The organism is Chryseobacterium oncorhynchi, assembly GCF_002899895.1.
GTDB classification, from domain to species: Bacteria; Bacteroidota; Bacteroidia; order Flavobacteriales; family Weeksellaceae; genus Chryseobacterium; species Chryseobacterium oncorhynchi.
On sequence record NZ_PPEI02000005.1, the window covers coordinates 152,538 to 177,844 of the forward strand.

General features: G+C 36.2%; 9 protein-coding genes. All 9 read right to left on the bottom strand.

Annotated elements, in window-relative coordinates; genetic code table 11:
• Nucleotides 1-232: 232 nt before the first annotated feature.
• The 9 genes from C1638_RS16555 to C1638_RS16595 all read right to left on the bottom strand — a co-directional run bounded on the left by C1638_RS16555 (nt 233) and on the right by C1638_RS16595 (nt 25,233).
• Nucleotides 233-1,765: a M20/M25/M40 family metallo-hydrolase gene (locus C1638_RS16555; RefSeq protein WP_109622804.1), complete on the bottom strand. Its 1,533-nt coding sequence runs from the start codon at nt 1,763-1,765 to the stop codon at nt 233-235.
• 192 nt (nt 1,766-1,957) lie between these two features.
• The gene (gene map / locus C1638_RS16560) at nt 1,958-2,722 is read right to left on the bottom strand and encodes a type I methionyl aminopeptidase (RefSeq protein WP_109622806.1); all 765 of its coding nucleotides are present in this window, start codon (nt 2,720-2,722) and stop codon (nt 1,958-1,960) included.
• Nucleotides 2,723-2,927: 205 nt separating this feature from the next.
• Nucleotides 2,928-7,538, bottom strand: coding sequence for a hypothetical protein (locus C1638_RS16565; protein ID WP_109622808.1), 4,611 nt, complete (start codon nt 7,536-7,538; stop codon nt 2,928-2,930).
• A gap of 5 nt (nt 7,539-7,543) precedes the next feature.
• Complete coding sequence (locus C1638_RS16570; RefSeq protein WP_109622809.1) at nt 7,544-14,380, bottom strand: hypothetical protein; 6,837 nt, start codon at nt 14,378-14,380, stop codon at nt 7,544-7,546.
• Between the two features lie 72 nt (nt 14,381-14,452).
• A complete protein-coding gene (locus C1638_RS16575) occupies nt 14,453-15,328 on the bottom strand; it encodes a hypothetical protein (protein ID WP_109622811.1) in 876 nt (291 codons plus the stop codon).
• A gap of 11 nt (nt 15,329-15,339) precedes the next feature.
• A complete protein-coding gene (locus C1638_RS16580; protein ID WP_109622813.1) occupies nt 15,340-18,819 on the bottom strand; it encodes a hypothetical protein in 3,480 nt (1,159 codons plus the stop codon).
• 689 nt (nt 18,820-19,508) lie between these two features.
• Nucleotides 19,509-20,966 (bottom strand): TolC family protein, encoded by a 1,458-nt coding sequence (locus tag C1638_RS16585; RefSeq protein WP_109622815.1) that lies wholly within the window; start codon nt 20,964-20,966, stop codon nt 19,509-19,511.
• Complete coding sequence (locus tag C1638_RS16590; RefSeq protein ID WP_109622817.1) at nt 20,938-24,129, bottom strand: efflux RND transporter permease subunit; 3,192 nt, start codon at nt 24,127-24,129, stop codon at nt 20,938-20,940. The genes C1638_RS16585 and C1638_RS16590 overlap by 29 nt, the downstream gene beginning before the upstream one ends.
• A 21-nt stretch (nt 24,130-24,150) precedes the next feature.
• Nucleotides 24,151-25,233 carry an efflux RND transporter periplasmic adaptor subunit gene (locus tag C1638_RS16595; protein ID WP_109623260.1) on the bottom strand — a complete coding sequence of 361 codons (1,083 nt, stop codon included), beginning with the start codon at nt 25,231-25,233 and terminating at the stop codon, nt 24,151-24,153.
• Nucleotides 25,234-25,307: the final 74 nt, after the last annotated feature.

The following is a 25,307-nucleotide window of genomic DNA, read 5'->3' on the forward strand; positions in this document are numbered from 1 at the left end:
CTAATGCGACAAAACTTGACGCAATATATTTTTCTTGTGAAATGTAATGAAGAACCAAGATCCTAGAATCGAAATGCTTGACTTTAGGAAACAGATTTTCAGACTGAAATATGAGCTTACAATCTCAATATTAACAGAGATTTTGGGATAATCTGATATAGAATTGGTTATAACCTAATTAGTTTCTCTTTTCTAGCCAACAACTAAGTTCAGAACATCGCGTCTACAACAATTATTTATCGTAATTTTTCATCAAATACTCAAAATAATGGATCATTTTCATATAGTTTTCAATGCTTAGATATTCGTTGGTACTGTGGATACTTTGCTGCTCTGAGCTGTTGATTTTAATAGGCATAAATCTGTATACATTTTTACTTACAATTTCATATTTACCGGCATCAGTACCGGCCATGGTAAGGTAAGGAGATACGATGGCTCCGGGATGAATCTCTTTCACTCCCGCTTCTATTAATTTGAATGCTTTTGTATTGGTAGGAGATACTGCAGAGGCTTCTCTTGTATTATCAATCTCTTCTACTTCTACGTCAAAGCCCTTGGTTGCCTTTGCAATATGCTCACGAACATCTTTCACTGTATTCCCTGGTAGAAGTCTGAAATTAACGACAAATTCTACTTCGGGAGAAAGTACATTGGTTCCATCGCTTCCCTTCATCATTGTTAAAGCCGTTGTGGTTCGTACCAATGCATTGGTTGTATTATTTTTGGTGAGTTGGGAGATAAGCACTGGTTTTAAAAGCCATTGATTAGCCAATGCCAATCTGGTCGTAAATGGCATGGCTCCTCCAATATTATTAAAAAATTCTTTGATTAATGGGGTGATCACAGGTTTCATCTGATCATCTTCCAGCCGTTGCATAATCACAGCTGCCTTTCCTATGGCGCTTTCCATTGGAGGCATAGAGGAATGCCCTCCAAGACCCTTTACTTTTATTTTTGCGGAAAGAAATCCTTTTTCTGCACAACCTACTACAGCAACGTCTGCATCTACCCCTGCTACGTTTCCTTTTCTCATGATTAGTCCGCCCTCATCATATACGGCATCAAACTTCAGCCCTTTTTTCTTAAAATAATCTGCAATCTGTATGGCTCCTTTTTGCCCACCTACCTCTTCATCAAAACCAAAAGCAAGATAAATATCTCGCTGTGGAGTTTGTTTATTTTTAATCAAATTATTCATGGATTCCATTAAGGAAAAAAGCATTCCTTTCATGTCTATGGCTCCTCTTCCATAGATTCTTCCGTTAGCAACAGCTCCTGAAAAAGGGGCATAATCCCAATCTTCAGAAACTTTGGCAACAGGTTCGGATGGTTTATCATCGGGTCTGAAAACATTTTCCTCATTATTTTTTATATCGGCATCTCCCGGAGGAACTACATCCATGTGAGACAGAAATAAAATAGGTTCCAGCTTCGGATTACTTCCTTTAAGTCTATATACTAAACCATACTGATTCACCTCAACATATTCTGTATTCTGGTACACCAAAGGATAGGAATTTTTCAGATATTCTTTAAACTGACCAAAAGGGGCATAATTAAATTCTCCCAAACTCCCTGTAGAAACAGTTGGAATCTTTATTCCTCCCGACAAGCGCATCACTGCTGAGTCATTTTTCACAGGCTTCCATCCCTCACCAGCTCCGGATGTATTTTTCTTAAAAGGATAAGTGTAAGTCTTGATCAAGAGTACAGCAACAAGAATAATAAGAATACCCAGAATGGTTAAAAGGATTTTTTTCATAGCAGAGAAGTTTTGTGAAGTGGTTTGATTGTATAAATATAGTAAAGTATTTGATCTTTAACAATTTTAAAACCGGGCTTTTGAATATTACATTGTATTTAAAAACTTGTATGTCCATACTTTATTTTATGTAAACAAATAATCCCTTTCTAGATTTAGAAAGGGATTATATTTATTTAAATCAGTAAAATATTAATTCAATATTTCATTCATTTGGGTCAGAATGATTGGTTTTCCATCTGTAACTACAATTGTATGCTCGTGCTGTGCCATATAACCGCCTTTATTTCCAACCATTGTCCATCCGTCTTTAAGCTCAACAGCTAGATTTGAGGAAGTGGAAATAAATGTTTCAATGGCCACAACAGAGTTTTTCTTAAAGCGTCTGGAATCAAAACGGTTTTTGTAGTTCAGTAATTCATCAGGCTGTTCGTGTAAGCTTCTTCCTACTCCATGTCCTGCAAGATTTTTAATGACTTTAAAGCCTCTTTTCTTTGCTTCGGTTTCCATGAGGAATCCAATATCTGCAATTTTAACACCACCTTTTATGCTATCAATTGCTTTTTGTAAAATATCTTTAGAGGCATCCACCAATTTTTGATGTTGATGAATATCTTTTCCAATAATAAAGGATCCGCCATTATCAGCCCAATACCCATCCAATTCTGCAGAAACATCAATGTTAATCAGATCACCGTCTTTCAATACTCTTTGCTCTGTAGGAATTCCGTGACAAAACTCATTATCTACGCTTATGCAGGTCCATCCCGGAAATCCGTAGGTGAGATAAGGAGCTGATTTGGCCCCAAGATCTGCCAGTATTTTCCCTCCATATTCGTCAAGATCCTTTGTCGTCATACCAGGCTGAGCATACTTTGTCATCTCTCTTAGAGTGTAAGCCACAGCTTCACTTACTTTCTGCATTCCGATTAACTGATCGTCGTTTGTAATTGACATACAATTTATTTTGATTATTGATATAAATTCCAAAGACCAAAAACTTATTTGAGCTGTTATTAGTCACTGGAAACTACAAAGTTAAAGAAATAAAACATTCATTTCTTAAATCAATAAAAATAAAACGAGGAGTACCCAATGATACTCCCCGTTATAACTACTTGCTATGTAGATGTTTTTGCTTTAATTTATATTTTAAATAAAATTAAAAACCTCTACCAATGGTTAAAATATTCTCATCCTTACTAAACATCCCTGAGGTGTTTTCTGTAATAACTTTGAAATTATGACTAATTGGATTTCCTTCAGCGTCTGAAAAACGAAGAAGGCTGGATAGCCATTCCGTATCCTTTAACGCTAACTTCACTACAGGAATATTAGTACTCTCAACTGTTTTTAATTTTTTCCAGTTTCCTTGTGAAGTCATTTTATAGAAATGATACTTCGCTTTATAGGCCATTTTAGGCCATGTAAATGTTACATTACTTAATCCTTGTCTTCCAAAAGTTCCTTTATATTCTATGAAAGGAGATTTCGGTAATACATTTTCTGTAATGGTTGTAATCATAATTTTAGATGCTTCAGACGGAGCATATTCTGTAACAACAACATCAGATTGAGGATTTCCTGTATAGTTTGCTTCAGCATATTCTACCTCAGCTTCAACGGTTACACGATAATATAACGGATCACTGAATGGTACTTCCAGTAAATCTGCAAAATCATCTTCTAATGTCCAGACTTTATCATTCAAAACACCAGCGGCTTCTAAATCCAGCTCTTTTACAAGCGTCATTGTTCTTACAGAAACAGCATCCTGCATGGTAAGTGCACGATAAAGTTTTGCTTTCTTAACATTATAGATTTTCTTGTAGGAATTGATTGTAACCTGCATTTTTGGTGAAATATCCAGTTCTTCATCTTGTAAAACAGGAATCACACTTTTGATCTCCGGTGTTTTTAATGGGAATGAATTAACCATTTTTACAGGTCCTACCGCTGTACTCATGCCACCCTGCACAAGCTGTGCATTGACTTCTTTTACAGAATAGAAATAAACACTTGTAGAAGCACCATCTAATGTAAAATCTACAAACGTTGTTTTATTATTTCCTACCACCTTCATCATTGGTGCCATATCGAAATCCGGAGAGGTAGGGTTAAGATATGCCCCGTTTCTATCCCTGATGACCTGTGCCTTTGGAATCGGTTGATAATCTCCTCCTTTAACATGCTGATACAGAATTGGAATTTCCGTTAATGGAACATATGAATTCTGAATAGTTTGCTTAATAAAATCATAGAATGTTACTCTACCATATTTACCACTTGGATGTTTCGGAATAATTTCATAATCCAGATTAGTCATCTGAGGCGGGGTTACAGGACTGATATTCTCCTTAAAATGTTTATTATGATCTTTAATAAACAAATTGATATTCTTGAATAAATCTTCATTATCCGGTAATGGAAACCCAAATCCATTATGTTCTGTAAAGAGATTTGTCGCTGAATTATAGCCAGCATTTGCCAATTCTAATAACCTTGTATTGAAGAATTCATCATTGTTTTTGTCTCTGATATATTCTATAGAGTTAACTGTTGGCTCCTCATAATTCCCTTCTGTATAGTTATAGAGTGAACTTAACAGAATATCATCATTACTACGAAGGTACATCACACTAAAAGGTCTGTGTTCAAACTGTGTTGTAAATGCATAGGATGAACGTCCGAAATAATCCGGCCTTGTTGCAAACTTAGATCCCATCGGCGCCTGCGGAGTTGCAGGAGCTTCAATTCTTCTTCCAAACATCATGGTTGGAATAGAAATCCTTGAATTATATCCTACATACGTGGTATCTATTACTCTTGCTCCGAAAATACTGTATTTCTCTAACACATCCGGGGCTTGAGGAATCACATGATCCTTGGTCAATCGACATGGTGCATTATAGTGAAGATAAGCTCTGTATCCTGGATAGAAATTTACTTCTTCCGTTCTTGGAACATTGGGCTGCAGAGGGTTTGTATCACTATGGGATTCGTCTAAAGCAAAAACTTTTAAATCACCGCTTCCGATATTATCTATGCGGATCACCTTAAGGATTCTTTTCTCTGCACCCTGTTGTCCTACTGCAGACACACGAATACTTCCTCTGTACCATTGTACACTGTCTTTACCTGGAATATCCGAAAATTGAGGATGTTTATTCAAGATATATCCTGGGAAATCAATTTCATATAATCCTGTAAATGGAACTCCCGGTTGATTCACTCTCTGAATGTTTGCATTCTTCTTAATACCTCTAAATTTTCTGTAGTAGGTATTGTAGGTAATATCCGGTGCCTGTCCTGATTCAATGGTAACTTCTTCTGTATGAATCGGCCAGTTATCTCCAATCTGAATTTTAAGAGAATGAGGATTTACTGCTCCCCATGAACTCGTATTTTGCATATTCTCAGCTACCATGAAAGATACATTGGCACTTGGCACTAAAAAGTTCGCTGGATCAAAAGGAATCGGCGTGTTTTGTCCGAATGCATTTCCAATCTGCATTTTCAGAATATGAAAAATCGGAAAGTCCGGACTTGAACCTGGTACAATATTATGGATAATATAATCATCTGTTCCTACGGTAAAGATTCCTCCAACATAATTAGGAAAAGCTGATCCGGGAATCGTTGGGGTCACACTCTGGTTAACTCCTGTACTGGTTAATCCGGCACTGGCTAAAGGCAAAGCCTTGGTTTTAATGACAGAAATCAGAGGATTTCCAGGCAGATCTGTTACCGTATCAATCATTCCAAAAACCTGCTTTAATGCTTCAGGACGGTAGAAAACTTCAATTTTATCTGCAAACAACTCTTCGTTATCCGGCAAAGGATTAAAGGTAGATAGATCTACTCCGTTAATTGCCTTTTGGTAGGAAATCATATCCTGTGAAGCATCATACTCCATAGTAAGCCTTACCAAAGTCTTATCAGTAGCCGGATTTAGTTTATACATATCCTGCTCATTCTGTGAGGTAAGCAATATCGGCAGCTCTTCCTGTATTAGGAATGCACTGATACTGGATGGAGGCAATAGTGTATTGACAGGTTTAATTTTTGATTCTATCTGCTGGGTAATGGGTGAAGACTTTGCTCTTGAGAACCAGTTAACACCATAAGAACCATACATATGGATTCCTGATTTTGTTTCTTTATGTACAAATGCAGGGTTTCCAAAATCCGGGATAGCAATGGCTACCGTTTCGTTATGTGCTTCATCTCCGTTTGAATATACATTCAGGAAGTTAGGATCATTTGGTAATTCCGGCAGATTCCATTTCGTTTCTCCTTTAGTTTTATATTCAATTCCTACGGATACGGGATAGGTGAATTTGGACATATCAAACTCTTGAGTCGAGTAATAAAACGGACTGTTTGCCGGCTCATCCGGAGCTAGTTCTTCAACCATTAGGCTTAAATATCTTCCTGTGCCGTCATGGGTATATCCATCTGCATCGGTAAGGCTGCTCATAGTAGTTCCCGCTGTAGGATCTGCTGAAACCATTCCCGGAACCAGTGTTTTTAAACGAACCGGAAGAGACAGACGCTGATCTTCTAAGGAAGTTGGCAATGACATTGAGAGGTGATCAATTTTAGTTGATGGTTCACCTGTTTTCAGATCTACAAGAGTTTCATAGTGAGCAATGTATAGATATTGACTTCCATCGTAAACTTCATCTCTTAAATCCAAATGTCCTAACCCAAGCATTCTTGCTACGTGATAGTCTAATGCCGCCATCTGAAGATTATTGAAATGTGAAAACTCCAAAGGGGTTGAATCGTCCGGGTTATCGGTAGAATAATATTGGTCAATGGCTAAAGGATTATTCGGATTCTGGCTAAGATCTATATACCTTTTAACAGAATCTCTGATGGTGTTTCCTTGATCAGGCATATGCCCCCATTTTGTCTCATAGTTTTTGATGTTTACAAATTCATCATCGTTATATCTGGCCCAGACAGCATGAACAGGTCTATCAGGATTAGGTTCCAGTCTGCGTAAAACCTCTCCATCATCCACAGAAAGTCCAAATTTTCCGATTTGTTCCCAGTTTCTTTTGAAAATAATATCTTCATAGAACTCAAAACTAACCTTGGTAATAATTGTTGCTGTTGGAATAAAACGAATACTTCTTCCGTTTTCAGCAAAGATTTTTTGTGAAAAGTCTGAGATAGTCTTTCTGAAAGTTACATTTTTAGAAAGCCCAGCAAGATTGGTTTCTACAGAAAGTACTTCTGTTTTAGCCACCCCGTTGTTACTGGATGTAAGCTGTGTTGCAAAGAACAGTTTTTGATTGGATTCTACCTCAATAAGATTACTTCCATACTGCTCTAGAAATCCCATAGGATTTGAAAAAGGATCTGTTTGGTTTCTTACCTCATTATATTTGTTTTTATTTTTGAAGTATACACGGAACATCCCGTCTTCACTATTACCATACAACCATACTCCTTCGGAATCAATAACCGTGGTTGGTTGATTCGTAAGATAAAGTTCTCTTACCTGAGGTTCGTATCTGGTTCTATAAACATTCACAAAGTCATTTTGCTTATTAAATCCTTTAGGCGGACCTGTATGATGGTCTCCTTTTGGTAAATGCTCTGTTAACTGCCCTTTTAGGGTCCATCTTAGGTGAATACCTGAAGTACTTTCTTCTCCCTTGGACCCAGCCGCCTGTAGATACAGGCAGTTGGATTGTACAAGAGGGTTAGTAACAGGAAGAATTCCTGAAGATGCTTTTTTATTATTTATATTGAAAGACATTTCTATTAGTTTATTTTGATATTTTCTACTTTAATTTTATCTGCCAGCTTGTACTCGGCACCATTCCATGTTTTATAGATAAACTGGAACATCATAGCTGCTTCTCCAATGTTTTGTTCTGCGTTCATGATAAGAACCTGCGAATAATCTTTGGAATAAATCATTGAATAGTTCGGATCTCTTTCAGGTTTTAATCCTACACCTCTTTCTTTAAGAACTTCGACCATTCCGTCCAGATTAAGAGCTACATTTCTGCTAACAGCTTCAATAGGAATTCTAGGATGGTTGAAAGGTTCAGGGTTTCTGATAAGAATCGCAACTACATTTCCTGTTGTGGTATCAATAATTTTATTGAACTCAGTAGTAGGAGCATCTTCCTGTGGATTAATTCCGAATAATCCCTGAACAATTCTATCAAACGGATGCTGATACTGCATTGCAATAGACTGGCTTAAAGGATTGTTACAGATTTTCTTCGGATCTGTTTGAACAATTTCCCAGGCTGCCTTAAGCTTTTCTGATGTTAAAGCTTTTCCAATGCTGTAAACTGCTTGCTTTGTCTGTTCAGCACCATTTGCATCCTTATACTTAATGAAACAGCTATTAACCTGTTCCGTAAAGTCTGCATAACGGGAAGTCTGGAATACAAACTTGTGAACTTCTTTCGCATATTTCTGTTTAATTTCCTCGGTCATATTGGTAACATCTACATTGTTATTTCTTCCCCAATAGAAGTTCATAACCTGTGCTGTATAAAGTTTTTGAGGTTTCAGTCCTTTAAACTTAATGGTACGATACACAGATTTTGGAGGTTCCATATTCACAATTCCGGTACAGTTTTGTCCATTATTCAACATATTAAAATATTGCTGCATTACTGGTGGAATTGCCGGGTTAGGATCTACTGCCCAATTTTCAATAGTCTGAGCGATATTATCAGGATTAGTGATTACTGTGGTTTCATCAGAAAACAGTCTTGGTGGGTTCACGATGGTAATATCTTCTACCGGATCCTTGATAAGAATCTTCATAGAACCTCCCAATTTTTTCATATTCTGATATTCATCCCATCCATCCATCAATTTAGAAACATAGCTTGATGTAAAGTACATTGAGACTTTCGTTGTTTCATCATTGTAGAATAACGGTTTGGCACTTACGATATTTCCATCTGCATTTGGATAAGAACGTTCATAATCAATATAAGGTCTCAATGATGTATGAGGATATAAGTCCGGATGTGGAGTAAGCTCTTCTCCCGGAACAACCGGAAGCAGATTTCCGTCTTTATCACGGATTCTTCCGATGGTATCTTCTATAACATTGGTAGAGTCTTTAATCTTAATTTCCCCATAGGTAGAATCCTTATCTAAGTGGAAGAAACCTAAAGGTCCTGCTGTACGGAATGCATAAGCATAGCTTAATGTCTGTGACGGAGCTTGTCCGTTATCTACAGTATCCTTTAATGTAAACTTCACATAATATCCCGTATCTGGTCTCCATACTGGTTGAATAGACCTGGTAATTGCATTTACTGCAGCCTGTGTCTCCGATGTAACAGCTGCCAGAGTAGGAATATTTACATTGTATGAATAGTCTTCCACAGATAACCAACTTACTTCATGGAATAATGTGAAACATTTCTTCTGACTAGAACAGTTTCCTAGATCTCTCAAAATAGAAATGATATCTTCACATGCTGTGTTATACTCTTCGCCATACATTGCATGTCCTGACCAACCCATAAACATAATGGATACAATTGTATTGATCTGTCTTTCTAAAATTCTATTAAGATATTCATAAGACGGATTATTATTGATAAACTCATTATAAGCATCCAATAAAGGAGTTTCACTATGAGGTGGCTTATCATTAAATATTCCGAATTCCTGTTGTGAAAGATAAGTGCTCAGATTACATAATACAGAGTCTTCGCACGGATTCATTTGTAGCAATAGGTTATTAATCTGTCTAAGTTTGTTTTTTAAACGATTAAAACGATCAATAATTCCCTGTTGATCAGGATTATTTATATTCATGCTACCCATAAGGTCTTCTAATAATGCATCATATTGTTCAACATTAAGTTCATACGCAAGAGTCGGCACCCAGCTATTTCTTAATGATTCCAATATTGTCTGATAAATACCTAACTCAAGATTTCTTCTGATAAAATTTAAACCTATCGTTCCACCTCCACCTATTCTTGAAAATGGTGCGAAGAAATAGTTATTATACATTTCAACCATCTGAGGGTACAATGAGCAAGCAGCTTCATATTTTTCTTTTGCAACACCTTCGCAACCTCTGGATTGAAGTTTTTCCAGTTTTCTTTCAAGCTCAGTATATAACTCAGGATTACTTGGGGATACAGTACCTACTACACCTCCTTGCTGTAAAGCTATTTGGTATCCTTGGTTGATAAGATCTGCCATCTGCTGTTGAATAAGATCAATTTCAGCATTATCCACCGAATCCGGAGTGATTACAATTTTTGTAATTCCACCCACCGGAATCACTGAAGGTGAGATCGGCGTTTCAAGATCCTGTTTTGAATAATATTTCTGTTGAACATCATATTGTACAAAGGACTGTGTATTGGTTAAATCAATCAAAGGAGTGTAATAAGACACGGTTACCCCTGTACTGTATGTACTCAACTTCAGCTTGATCTTGGCCGCTGGATTTGGCAGCATGATCGTAAGCGGAGAATGATTTTTAAACAATAACGACTGTGCAAAACCATGGTTATTCGCTTCATCTGAAACTTTTGCATGATCCCCCTGCATAACAGGGTTTCCATTTGGATCTACTGCATATTGTACATCTCCAGCAATCTGGTAAGAAGCACCTTCACTTTGGAAGAAGTTGGATGAAGAAGCATAATACAATGTATTCAATGGTTTCTCAAGGAAATCAGACGTTGAATCTTGGATTGTCTGTCCCTTACAGAATAATGTAGATGGCATAATTCCGTATTGTTCAGGAATAAACCAGCCAGCATTTCCCTGTTCTGTATAAGAGAATGGTGTCATACCCAATAATCTGATCGCATTGTACTGATTATCTTTTTTCTGCCATTGCCCAACCTTAAGGTTACTCAATGCTCCATTATTCGGTTCCATTGCTTTGAATGGATCATATTTATTCCAGCCTGAAGTACCATCATTGGCCATAATTTCAATGGCTTCTAATGTATACTGGTGTTTTACCTGTCTTAGTTCCAGGCCTTTCATTACTTTATCCGGCGGAATCATATCCGTAGAGTTCGCGGCAGGATTTGTAAACCCTCCAATGATAGCACTGGTAGCAGCTGCCGGAAGTAATCCTTTTGTTGTCTTAATATCAATATAGGTATCAAGAGGAACTACTTTCGTAATCGTAGAAACATCAGGATAGATTGTAGTACTTGTTCTTTGAAGATCAAATGTTTCATTAGTTAACATACTAATTCCTTTCACAAGACTGTCTTCCTGACCAGGAATTTCTGTAAATGGCTTCACCGGAGTTCTGTCCACTTCTTTATTGAATTCCCACTTCAGTTCCAGTTTTGCAGAGAAGCTGATCTTAAAGAACAGAATCTTTAACTTAAATGCAACTGTAAATGCTCCATAGATCAGGAATGGTTTCGGAGACTCTACTGCGAGAAGAATAGATACCGCCGCATAAATACGGAAGATCTTCACGTTGATATCAATCACTAATCCGGCTTCAAAATAAGCACCCATCTGAGGTTTCTGGAAACTAATTTTTCCACCTAATTCCAGATATGCTAAAACAAAGATGCTGACAGGCCCGAATTTTCTATCAAACCTAAACTCTCCTCTTGCACCGGCCTGAATTCCTTTTCCGGAAATCATCAGGAATGCTTTCAGGGTAAACAGATCCTTTAATATTTTGGCCTGAATTGGCTTTTGTTGTGTTCCGAAATTAATATACCATGCGGATGGATTATTAAAGAAGAAACCAGCCTGAATTTCAGCGTACAGCTTAATAATATCTCCTGAACTTTCAGGGAATTTATAGTCTGCACCAAACCCGAATTCCAATGAATTATCTCCAAAAATGAAGAACGCAAAGAATGGTGGATCATCCTGAAAACTTACTCTTTTCGACAGAAGCTTCATTCTCGCATCCACCATAACCATGGATGGAAGTGATAATAATAACATGGCATTGGCTGAAATAATATTTCCGTTAGCCATAGTATCTCCAAGCAATGCTCCGACTCCTAAAGAGAATGGGAAATTGTATTTCTCCGTTTTATCCGGACCACTGAATTTCTCAACACCTACTCCTCTTTCCGGAGCTGTATAGTATTCATACCAGGTATTCTGAGAAGTCATATTAATGGCTGCTTTCTCAGCAACATAACGATATCCTAATAATCCACGGAAACCGTAGATGGACACTGGTCCTAAGGCAATCGGGTTCGGAAGCTCAATATTGGCATCAATCAGGAATGCAGGATACTTTGGAGCTAAACGCATGTTTACACCTCCTGTAATTCTAGGGTTTTTAACTTTAAGGCTTACTCCTCCTTTATACTCCTGGAATGCTCCCGGCTCCGGAATAGACAACCATCCTTTGATCGCCACATTCGGATCACTTGAGTTAGCCGGAATAACCATATCGATATGGATCGTCTGAATATGAAGATAAGAATCCGGATCTTTTTGAGGATCATTTTCGTCATTATCAGTTGTATAGTAATATTTAATTCCGTCTCCACGGGCATCAATTCCTGCAACCCCGATACTTACTCCTCCGTCAAAGCCAAAGTAGTTGTATTTACGCATCACTCCTTTTCTTTCTCTTTCATGAGAACCAAAGTGAATAGCAGTAACTGAAATTTCAGTAGGGCCAAGTGGAATTTTAATAGGTTTTGGAAGAACCATGTTTCCTCCGTTTACACGGAAATCAATATGGCCGTCACTGTAGATCCTTAATGCGGAAATACTTAGTTTCTGTCCTTTTAAAAGTTCTCCAAAAGTTCCCAGGAATTCAATGTCTGCAGCAGCACCGATATAAAACTTATTGCCCTCTTTTCCGAGTTCAACAGAGCTTAAATGCAGCTTCATAACATTCCCTAGCTGTACAGGAAAAGGTGGAGCGGTAGCGGCTGTAAGACGAAAATCTCCATCGGCTTCGATATGACCTGCCACTTCAAGCTGAACGGGCTGTCCGCCAACAACAGGCATATCTGTAGGATAGGTGAATTTAGGAATAATCAAACCTCCTTTAATATTGGATGAAACCACTGAATTCTTGTTCAATGTAACATCAAAAGATTTGAAACCTACTTGAAATCCATTCTTTCCACCTAGCCTTTTCCACATCATGGCATTATTACCATTTAAAGTGGATAAATAATTCTGGTAATTGGCACCGTTGTTAAAAACAATCGGGTCGGCCTGTGCCAGCGGCGTCAGAGAAAGCGGAAACTTAAATGCAAATGGTGCATCTGAAGTTGCTTTTAAACCTTGTAAAATGGTTTTCAACTCTGCATAATTATTGGCTGTTACTAAACCAATTTCTCCTGTAGTCGCATTCTTATTGTATAATGATACAGGATAGCTGAATGCAAACTTATCGTTATAGTATTCAAAACCTCCTCCCTGATGGACTACAGGAACGGATTCCAGCATAATAGTTCCGGAAACACCTCCTGTTCCTACAAGCATGTCATAACCTCCCAGTCTTAGTGTAGCACTTGAACTGCTTGGTGGATTAGTTTCATCGTAGAACCATTTTGGTGGGAACGTTACGGAGACAGCTCTTGCATAAACTCCTGTAAAATCTGGTGAATATCCGTAGGCATCTGCTTCAGGGATATTTTTTGTTTTACTTAAATCCAGCTTCAGTCTGTCCAGCTGAACCAATAATCCCGTATTTCCAATTTCTGAGTACGTACTTGGACCTAATGATCCTGCAATATCTACATCATATCCGATTCCTGAAACAGTATCTGCATAAAGCACCGCTTTTGCAAAATCGAAATAGGTTTTAGCATCGGGATTTGGATCTGGTATTAATTCGCCACTGCTATTAGTAGTCCAAGGTTTTAGAATATTCCTAGGAAACTCGATGGATGCTGATGTTTCCAGAGTAATCTTTGCACTAGGTGTAATGATACCTTTAATATACTCATCAATATCTTGTGGTAAAATATTCTTAAAGAATAATTTTAGCTGTTCCTTTGGAGCTGAATTAATGATGTTTCCTACGATGTAGGTTGAAAAAGCAGCCAAAGCGGCTCCTCTGGAGTATGCTGTATTTAAGAAATTTATCAATTCACCAACTCTATCACTAGAAGTAGGATAAGGAATTGGAGAAGCAAGAAAAGATCCTAGTTCAGCATTTAAGTCATCTACAAACTTTTTTATAGGATCACCTGTAGTATTAACAAATACATTGATGAATTCATTAACTACAGTAGTTTGGTCTAGATTTAAAGTTGCTAATGCAATGTTAAAAATTTCTTCAACTGAGAATGAAAAGTTATCCAAGTTGAATTTAGAAATATATCCAATAATTGGCCAATTGTACTGAACCGTTACTGGAAAGGAAGAGATCTGCCCGTTTTGAGCATCCCTATTAAGGACAAATTTGAGTCCATAGACTAGGTCAAAATTAATCCTTTCTTTAGCTACAATACTTAAGCTATAGAACGCACTATCTCCTGAGGAACTTACACTTGTCTGAAAGTCCTTATAGTAAACTCTGCTAAAAACTTGTTGGGAAATATTCTTTACAAATCCTAGAGAAGATGGTATGTTGTCTAAAGTGATTAAGTTGGATAGCTTAGGATAATATGGTAATAATTGTGTATTTGGCATAATATCTTAAAAATTTGATGTGTTGGTTTTTATTATTAAATAATCAAAAGATGATTATTTAAAATACCCTAATCATATCCTTGATAAGTCAACATCTAAAAATTCAATTTTTTCGTTTTTGGGGTTTATTTCTATAGTCCAATTGGACTTTGTAATATCCATGATGATTTTATAGACAGGTTTTGTCTCGTCATTATTTCTATAAACCTTATAGAGAAAATAGTTCCCATTATTAATAGCTTTGGCAATATCAAGGGAAACACCTTGAACAACTTTATCATTGAGGGTCTTAATTTTACCATTAGCTTTTAGTAATTCAAACGACTGTTGACGAAAAATTTCCGGAACTTTTTTTAAAAAAGCTTCATCTGGTAAAGGAAAGTCTCTTTCGTAATTGAAAATTTTGATGCTTTTATCCTGATATATAACTTTTTTATAAATTAAATCTGTAAAAGGATTAAAGGTATTTTTATTAAATTTTTCATATTGATATAAAAAAGAATAATTTTCATTTCCAAAATAATAACTTTCAATAACTAATGTTTTATAATCCGTTTTATTATAAATATTATAATTATCATCTAAGATTTCCTGTGTTATTATTTCTTTATCATAATGGAGGAAATATCTTCTTTTTTGGTCAATGTTATCCTTTATAATATAATATCCTTTATCAGCTTTACTATAAACATTACTATTTTTAATAATAGTAGGTTCTGCAGATTTCAATACTAGCAAAGAATCATACTTTTTTTTATCTAAGTATAAATAATAATCTTCCTTTCCATCTTTTATTCTATAATGGAAATATTGATTGGGTTTATTTACTTCTGAATAATAATCTCTGGCTCTTTCCCTTGTAGTCTGATAATTCCTTTGTATATCTTCTATTTGAGCATAAGACTGTATTGAAAATAATAATAGTATTGCTGGTAGGATATTTTTCATATTATATTGTTTTATGTATTTTTTTTCGAGTATTTATTGGCAATCGCCCACTGCCAGAAAAATGAATTTTGTACAAATTTAAATGTTGCTGTATCAGATTCATCATTATTATAGTCCATTACATTATTTGTGGTTCCTCCTGCAAATGTCAATAAAGCATCTGGTGTTCCTGGTTCCAATCCTGAAAAAGAATGTGATACTCCCTGGCTATGCAGATATTCATGTGCTAATGCATAAAAATAAGTTGTTGTATAAGATGATTTATATTTATTATTATAGTTAAACATACAAATTATTCCATCATCTACATATGTGTGACCTAATACTCCATTTTCAATGGCCATAAGACTAAAATAAAATACAACAACGTCATTTTTAGAGTCAGCAGGAATTTGTGTTTTTAAGAACTCTGCAAATGTTTGATTATCTTGTTTATTATTATAATTAATCCTGGTTGCAGTTGGATCTTTAAACTTATTAAATGTAGAATTATTATAGAAAGGTAATTCTTCTGTATGAACTTTTGCGTCAACCAAAATATTGGATTGTAAAGCAAATTTTTTCATAATCTCTATTTCATTGTCATCATAGGTACCCTTAGCAGTTTCACTTACATCTTTCACTTTTATTATAAGAACTTTCTTTTCAGTAAGATTCTGGTTAGGAACAATATACATTTTTCCAGCTAGTCTATCATTAGACCAAATACTTATAATACTCAACTGCGTAATTGGAGCTATATTTTCTAATTCAAAATCTATCCAGTTCATTGAGGACGGTGATGCTGTTGTTCCTGTAGGTAAATCATTTGGTTTAAATTTCACCACTCCTATTTCTTCATCTATAGACTGTTCGCGTCCCACATTTACCGAATTTAATTTCTCTTTAGAAGTTCTTGCCAAAAGCTCACTTCCTGTCAAACTTCCTAATGTCTTAATTTTAAAAAGCTTTTGATCAAAGCATAATTTTAAATCTGTTTTTGGACGAGAATTCTTTAATCTTACTTTGAGTCTAAGTTTTATAGACGGATTAGTAGATCCTTGTCTTGGTATGTTCAACCAACTTGGTGCATAATCCTTATCATAATTACTGCCGGGCTCTGTTTGAGTTGTATCAAATGATGAAAATAGCGGACCCTCTTTCAGTTTCCATTTCACTGGAATCACTCTATACATCCCTTTTACATTAACGTATAAATCTTTCCTCGGAATAGCAGTATAAGGACCTTCTCCCGAAGAATTATAAGAAACCGTTTCAAAGAAATTATTAAATACCTGGCCGTTTAATGGAGATGTAGAAACATCCACCTTAAACTCTTCTGCTACTCTATATCGTAAACGATTATTTGTAGAATCTATAGTGTCCCCCGGTTTACCTTTTCTTTCACTATCGCCTTTTCTTAACCAATCTAAACCATAGAATACTGATGGTACCCCTAGTACCGTTTTAACAGTTTGCAAAGGATAATTAAAGTATTGCATCCATCTATTTTGTGGTCTAAAATCTACTGTAATATCAGCAAATTCACTACAAAATTCATTTGGAAAATTCGCTGAATACAATTTAGTAAAAAACAACTGATTATCAACAGAGTAAAATACTACGGTTCCAGAATTTACTGTTCTCACTCCGGATGAATCATCATAAGATAATACAGCGTTGTATTTAGCAAATTGTAAATGATCACTAGCTCCTGCCACATTAGGCCCAAGTTTTATAAAGATATTGGTAGCATCAGCCGGTAGAGAAGCTTTTAAAGTAGTGAGATCCTGCTCTGTTAATCCTAATATAAATACAGGGTGGTTATCAACATTTTCATCTTTTCTAAAAACAAGTGAGTTAATAGGTGCAGCAGCTCCTTCTTTTATTTCTCCTCTCCATATTTCTGCATTGTCCTGCCCCAATACTTTTTTACAAAAATCTGACGAAGTCCCTATAGCCTCTTTTACATATCCTGACGTCATATATTTTGCATCTATTCTCTCAGTAAATGACGCATTGTTTTGGATAGAAGAAGCAACTGGTGCTACAAAAAATGTTCTCAATTTTTTATCTGCAGTTGCACTATTTGTTGAATCTATAATAACCTTTGTATTGTATACTCCTAATTCGCTGCCTTTTTTTACCAATAAATTTCTAAGATGATTTACCCAGCTCAATTTATGACTTCCTATACTAAAATCAGCTTCTTCAAATATAGTATCTAATGTTACAGGCCCAAAAAAACGATCAAGATCATAATTATTACTGTCTTGAGTTATATAAACAAGACTTGTATAGATTTTTTTTGTGGTTGTATCTTTTCTAGGTAAAACAATGTCATAAACTGACACCGAGTCAGATATAATATTAGTATTAATTTTAGGGGTATCCGATTTAAACGTTAGATTACTATACATATTACTTTTGAGACCCTCCCTTATTTGTAAAGCAATATTTATTTTGTTCTCATAGATTATAATAGGCCAACCCTTTGATTTATTTTCTGTAGTAGGAGTCCTTAAGCTTTCTACTACAGCATTTATTCTAATTTCATTATTATCATCATCATAAAACTGAATACTTCTATTAAGGTTATTCTTTATATAAAAATATATTTTATCCTTATTGGTAAATTTGCTTATTATATTTGAATATATCTCAGTACTGGTAATAGATTTTCCAGCGTTAGTCATAACACCCGTTTCAACAAGAGAGCCATCATCATAATAAATATCCTTAGCGTGTACTCCATAGAAAGCTGCGGGGTCAATAAACTTATAAACATTCTCCTTAAAGATTTTTGCTCTGCTAGTTCCGCCTACATTACCTCCAAAAATAAAATTTGCTGTAGGAGCTTCATTTACTCTTAAAATACATTCCTCTGCTTCCGCAAAATCCTTATCGAAAACAAGTCCTGAATCTGGATTTTCCTGAATAAAATCGCCTTCATCTAAAACGATTTCGAAGCCCCCCGCATCTGTTAAAAATTTTCCGAGTTGTTTTCCCCCGTCAATATATAATAAGTTATAACTATCCTTGGGATAAAACATCTTTAGAATATCTTGTGTAGGCACTCCTGAAACATCAAGACCAAGCTTACTCGCTTTAAAGTCATCTGATGATCCATAAAATTCAACGTAAGTATCCCATGCGCTGCTAACAAATGGTAATGGACTTGAAGGATTCACTACATCTACTCCTGATACTTTCGTAAAGAAGTCTCTTTTATCAATTCCTCTGTAAACAAAGTACTTGATTTTAAAACCTAAACCTACATCCTTGGTTGGCTTTAGTAATATATTAATCTTATTAGGATCAGAATTTCCACATTTTGCAAAGAATAAAAGACCATCAGTAACAGCATAAGCAGGTAAAGTTCCTTTAAATTTTGTAGTAACCTGAAATTTATTATTGTCTACCGGCCCAAAGGCTTTATCAGTGGAAATTTGATTAAATAATGATAAGTCTGTAAAAAAATAAGAATATGGTTTCTTTGTATTTTCTGACATTTGTTCTAGACTTTTAAATTAAAAAAATTATTTAGATTCAATAAATTCCAAATTTTAGAATTCATTGAAGTGTGTTTTTGTAATAACTTCATTGTGTTATTATCAAAATTTAAATGTAATCTCTGCCAGAAAGACAGGTACATTGTATGGTTAAAAATTTGGTGTTTGTGTGTTGTTTCATATTTTTGTTTGTGTAATTGGTTACATAAAATACATTGCCATTGTAATGTGAATAGGATCACTTATCATCGTCAATGTGATTTTAAAAATTGGTTAATTAATGTGATGGTACGTTTTAGAATTTGTGATTTCTTCTTCTTGATGAAGCAATCGAGTGTTTGAAAAAATGTGGTCATAATTGTTGTATTTTTATTACAATACAAAAGTATTTGTGACCAACGTCAAAACTCGTCGTGTTATAATTTATGGTGTAAAAAAATTATAATTATCAAAACATAAGTACATACTATCAACCAATATTCAACTCTAGAATAAAAATTTTTCACCAGTATATATTGCTGTATTTTTTTGAATTAGAGGGATTCTAGCCATTGTTCCCAATTAAAAATTGTTCTACATGTCTTTTAAATTACAGCTATCATATCAAAGTATACAACAACAAAAAGGGTCAACTCCGAAGAATTGACCCCAAAACATTAACTGTTTATTGACTGAATTATGATATTTCTTTATTTCCAGCCGCCACCCAGGCTCTTATAAATATCCACCACAGTACTTAGCTGCTTTTGTTTGGCTTCTATAAGTTCCATTTTGGCATCCAATGCATCTCTTTGGTTCAAAAGAACTTCAAGATAATCTGCTCTGGAGTTTCTGAATAATTGATTAGCAATATCAATAGACTGATCCAGGGCTTTTGTTTCCTGAGATTTCAATTGATAGTACTGATCTATATTTTTGATCTTCGACATTAGATTGGCTACATCCAGATAAGCATTCAGAATAGTTTTATCATATTCGTACAATGCTTGTATCTGTTTTGCATCTGCAGTCTGAAAGTTGGCTTTAATAGCACTTTTATTAATAAGCGGTCCTGCCAGTTCGCCAACCAGATTATAGGCTATAGACTCAGGCATTTTTACTAAATAAGATGGCTTGAATGCTTCCAATCCTAGTGTTGCGGAGATTTCCAGAGAAGGATAAAATTCTTTTCTCGCTGCTTCCACATCCAGTTTTGAAGATTTTAATTCCAATTCTGCCTCTTTAATATCAGGACGATTGGCCAATAATTGTGACGGAATCCCGGTATATACAGTCGGAGGAATGGTAGACATAAAGTTCTCCTTTGTTCTAATAATCGGCTGTGGATATCTTCCCAATAAAGCATTGATCTCGTTCTCCTTTTCCGTAATCTCCTGACGAATGGTATATTCTGAAGCTTTAGACTTGGCCAGTTCTGCTTCAAATTTCTTCACCGCCAGTTCCGTTGCAGCTGCAGCCTCTTTCTGAATCTTAGAAATCTCTAAAGCTCTTTGCTGAAGCTTAATATATTGCTGTATGATATCTAATTGATTATCTAGAGCCAATAATTCATAATAATTATCTGCAACTTCCTCAATAAGATTAGACAACACGAAGTTTTTACCTTCTACCGTAGAAAGATAATGAGCAACCGCTGATTCTTTTTCTGTTCTCAGTTTCTTCCAGATATCAACTTCCCAATTGGCCATTAATCCGCCTCCAAAATTACCTAGTGGGTCTGGCATTTCTCTTCCTGGCTCTATCTGTGTAGTTGCATCTCCGGCTCCTTCACTGGTGTAGCGTCCGGCTTTTTTCACCCCGGCTCCTATCCCTGCTGAAACAGTTGGGCTTAATCGGCCCTTTTTAGCTAAAACACCACTCTTGGCAATTTCAATTTCCTGAAGAGTAATAAGCAGCTCCTGATTGTTCTTTAAAGCCGTTTCAATAAGGCTTACCAGATTTGGATCGGTAAAAAACTGTCTCCATGGAGTTGTTCCACTGTTATTATTAGCATCCTGCTGCTCTTCCTGATTGAAGTTTTGAGGTATATTGGTCTTAACTTCATCTTTTATGACTGTCGCCATTGGAGCCTTACAACTTGCTAAAACAAGAGATAAGGCAATGGCAGCTATTATATTTTTAGTCTTCGAATTTTCCATCATGTTCATAAGGTTCAGTTTGTTCTGTTAAAGGATTTTCCTCTTCATATTTTGCCAGTCTCGACTTTTCAGCAATGGTTCCAAAGATGTAATACAATCCTGGAATAATCATCAGCCCGAAAACAGTACCTATCAACATCCCTCCAGCTGCTGCTGTACCAATGGTTCTGTTACCCACAGCTCCGGGACCTGTTGCAATAACCAAAGGAATCAATCCTGCAACAAAGGCAAAGGAAGTCATCAAAATAGGACGAAAACGAATGGCAGCTCCTTCTATAGCCGCTTTTGCAACCGGAATTCCCTCTTCTGCTTTTTTCTGTACGGCAAATTCTACAATCAATACGGCATTTTTACCTAAAAGTCCTATAAGCATTACCATAGCCACTTGTGCATAGATATTATTCTCCAGTCCTAGAAGCTTCAAGCATAAAAATGCTCCGAAAATACCAGTAGGCAAAGATAAAATCACCGGTAATGGAAGAATAAAACTCTCATACTGTGCAGAAAGGATTAGATATACAAACCCTAAACATACCAGGAAGATAAATACGGCTTCGTTTCCACGGCTTACTTCATCTTTTGAAATACCTGCCCAGTCAATTCCAAATCCTCTTGGAAGTGTTTTATCTGCAACTTCCTTAATGGCTTGAATTGCCTGACCACTACTATATCCCGGCGCCGGAGTTCCACTCACCTCTGCCGAGTTATACATATTATGCCTTGTGATTTCTGATAAACCATATACTTTTTCAAGATGCATAAAGTCCGAATAAGGTACCATTTGATCCTTATCATTTTTAACATATAATTTTAAAAGATCAGTAGGTAACGCACGATACTGTGGACCTGCCTGAACAATTACCTTGTATGGCCTGTCGAAACGGATAAAGCTGGTCTCATAGTTGGAACCTATCAATGTTGATAAATTATCCATCGCTTTTGCAATTGTTACTCCTTTTTGTTCTGCAAGATCATTATCTATCTTAAGCATATATTGTGGAAAACTGGCTGAATAAAATGTAAATGCAGATCCTAGCTCCGGACGTTTCTTCAATTCTTTAACAAAATCATTACTTACCTGTTCCATCTTATGATAGTCACCACTTCCTGCTTTATCCAATAAACGTAATTCAAACCCTCCGGCAGCACCATATCCAGGAATGGATGGCGGTTGGAAAAATTCAATATTGGCTCCCGGAATATTTTTAGCTTTTTCTTCCAGTTTTTCAATGATCTCCGCTGCAGACTCTTTACGTTCTTCCCAACTTTTAAGGTTAATTAAACAAGTTCCTGAGTTAGATCCGGTACCCTCAGTCAGGATCTCATATCCTGCCAGTGAAGAAACCGACTGTACCCCATCTATGTCTTCAGATTCTCTTAAAAGCTCCTTAGCAATTTGATTGGTTCTTTCCAAAGTAGATCCCGGAGGTGTCTGAATAATTGCATAAATCATTCCCTGATCTTCTGCCGGAATAAATCCTGAAGGAAGGGAGTTACTAAGGAAATAAGTACATGCACAAAATGCCAATAACAATGGTAACGTAATCGTTTTTTTCGTAACCGTTTTATTAAGCATTTTCTCATATTTTCCGGCACCTTTTGTAAATAGGTTATTGAATTTATCAAGGAAAATACTTATCGGTGTTTTCTTCTTTGCTTTCCCATGATTATTTCTCAGGATTAAAGCACATAATGCTGGTGTAAGCGTAAGGGCTACAACTCCTGATAAGATAATGGAGGAAGCCATCGTAATAGAAAACTGACGGTAAAATACCCCCACTGGCCCGGACATGAATGCAATCGGGATAAATACAGATGCCATTACCAACGTAATTGCAATAATTGCCCCACTGATCTCGTGCATTGCTTCTTCCGTGGCCTTTAATGGAGAGAGATGTTTTTCCTCCATCTTGGCATGAACTGCTTCTATGACAACAATAGCATCATCTACAACTACCCCAATCGCCATTACCAAGGCGAAGAGTGAAATCATATTTAGCGTAATTCCGAAAGCTGACATTATCGCAAAGGTTCCTACTAATGACACAGGAACAGCCAGCGCCGGAATTAATGTAGAACGCCAGTCTCCAAGAAAAAGAAATACAACAATTGCCACCAATATAAAGGCTTCAAATAAAGTATGTATAACTTTTTCCATTGAGGCATCCAGGAATCTGGAAACATCATAACTGATATCATAATGCATTCCTTTTGGAAAATTATTTTTTTCCAGCTCTGCCATTAAAGTTTTTACATTTTTAATAACGTCACTCGCATTGGATCCGTAAGATTGTTTTACAGTAATTGCCGCTGAAGGTTTTCCATTCAAAGTAGAATAAATATCATACATTGAACTTCCAAATTCAATATCAGCAACATCTTTCAAACGTATAGATTCACCATCAGGCTTTGCCCTTAGAATGATGTTTCCATAATCTTTTTCATTATTAAAACGACCTGGATATTTTAGTACATATTCAAAAGACTGCGAACGTTTTCCTGAACTTTCTCCTGTTTTACCCGGAGATGCTTCCAAACTTTGTTCATTCAGGGACTCCATTACTTCATCAGCTGAAATATTGTAGGCAGTCAGTCTGTCCGGCTTAAGCCAGATACGCATTGCATATTCACGGGTTCCAAGGATATCAGCAAAACCTACTCCACCTACCCTTCTCAATTCGGACATCACATTGATATCTGCATAATTGAACAGGAATTTCTGATCCGCTTTAGGATCATCACTGTACAGGTTAATGTACATCAACATATTCGGCTCTTCACGGGTAATTTTTACTCCTTCACGAACTACCAGAGGTGGTAACTTATTCACTACTGAAGATACTCGGTTTTGAACATTTACGGCAGCAACATTGGGATCTGTTCCCAAGTCAAATACTACCTGAATAGAAGCTTCTCCATCGTTACCGGCATCAGAGGTCATGTACTTCATGCCCGGAACACCGTTTAGCCCTCTTTCTAATGGAATAACAACAGATTTAATCAATAACTCGTTGTTAGCTCCAGGGTATTCTGCGGTGATGTTTACCTTAGGTGGAGAAATGGATGGGAACTGCGTCACTGGAAGTTTTACCAATGACAAGATCCCTAAAAACACAATAATCAATGAGATTACAATAGACAGAACAGGTCTGCGGATGAATTTCTTAAACATACTACTTCACTTTAGAGACCATTACTCTGCTTTTAATTTCAATGATTGAAGAACCTTTTTAGGATCTTGGAATTTTGTTTTCACTTTCTGATCATCCTTCACTTTCTGAACTCCCTCCAAAAGAATTTGATCTCCTTTTGAAATACCTGAGCTTACTACATACAAATCCTGAAGTTCATAGCCAATTTTTATATTTCGGGATTTAGCTACTCCGTTTTTGTCGATCACAAATACATATTTCTGATCCTGAATTTCATAAGTTGCCTTCTGCGGAATAATTAATGCATTGTGAACTGGCATTGTCATTTGAATTTTTCCGGTTTCACCATTTCTCAATAATTTATCTGGATTAGGAAACTTTGCACGGAAAGCAATATTTCCTGTTTCATTATCAAACTCTCCTTCAATAGTCTGGATCTCTCCTTTTTGCGAATAAGTTTCTCCATTAGCTGTAATTAAGGAAACCTGATTGCTTCCTCTGTCTGCTGCATGAGTTTGATAACTTAAATATTCAGGTTCAGACACATTAAAATACGTATAGATACTTGTATTATCCGATAATGAAGTTAAAAGATCACCTTCATCTACCAGGCTTCCAAGCTTTAAAGGAATTCTATTGATAATTCCTGAGAACGGAGCTTTGATGTCTGTAAAAGAGAGGTGAATTTGTGCCAGTTTCATCTCTGCATTGGCTGCATCCAGTTTAGCTTTTGCCATTGCCTTTTCATTTTTAGAAACAATGTTGTTTCCTGCTAATGTACTTGCATTTTTCAGTTCAATGGAGGCTTGTTCTACTTCAGCTTTAGCCTTTAGCAGCTCGGCCTGATACAGTTTCGGCATAATGCGGAATAAGGTCTGCCCAGCTTGAACATACTGCCCTTCATCTACAAAAATTTTCTCAAGGAACCCTTTTTCCTGTGCCCGAACCTCAATGTTCTTTACAGATTGGATCTGAGCTACATATTCTTTGTTAATCACAGTATCCATCACTACCGGCGAAGTTACCGGATAGGTTGTTACTTCTTCTTTTTCTTCCTTTTTCTTGTTGCAACTAACAGCAAGTAACAGGATACTCAGTGCAATGCCTGAGGTAACTCTTTTTATCATAATTCTAGAGTTTGTATAAATCGTTAATGTTTTGAAATAGAAATGGTAATAAGAGATGAAACGATGTGATG

What these genes read in the sequence shown, in the direction of transcription:
- C1638_RS16585 (WP_109622815.1), bottom strand. Translation starts at nt 20,966, where the DNA reads ATGAACATGATGGAAAATTCGAAGACTAAAAATATAATAGCTGCCATT.
- C1638_RS16580 (WP_109622813.1), bottom strand. Translation starts at nt 18,819, where the DNA reads ATGTCAGAAAATACAAAGAAACCATATTCTTATTTTTTTACAGACTTA.
- C1638_RS16555 (WP_109622804.1), bottom strand. Translation starts at nt 1,765, where the DNA reads ATGAAAAAAATCCTTTTAACCATTCTGGGTATTCTTATTATTCTTGTT.
- C1638_RS16575 (WP_109622811.1), bottom strand. Translation starts at nt 15,328, where the DNA reads ATGAAAAATATCCTACCAGCAATACTATTATTATTTTCAATACAGTCT.
- C1638_RS16565 (WP_109622808.1), bottom strand. Translation starts at nt 7,538, where the DNA reads ATGTCTTTCAATATAAATAATAAAAAAGCATCTTCAGGAATTCTTCCT.
- C1638_RS16570 (WP_109622809.1), bottom strand. Translation starts at nt 14,380, where the DNA reads ATGCCAAATACACAATTATTACCATATTATCCTAAGCTATCCAACTTA.
- map (WP_109622806.1), bottom strand. Translation starts at nt 2,722, where the DNA reads ATGTCAATTACAAACGACGATCAGTTAATCGGAATGCAGAAAGTAAGT.
- C1638_RS16590 (WP_109622817.1), bottom strand. Translation starts at nt 24,129, where the DNA reads ATGTTTAAGAAATTCATCCGCAGACCTGTTCTGTCTATTGTAATCTCA.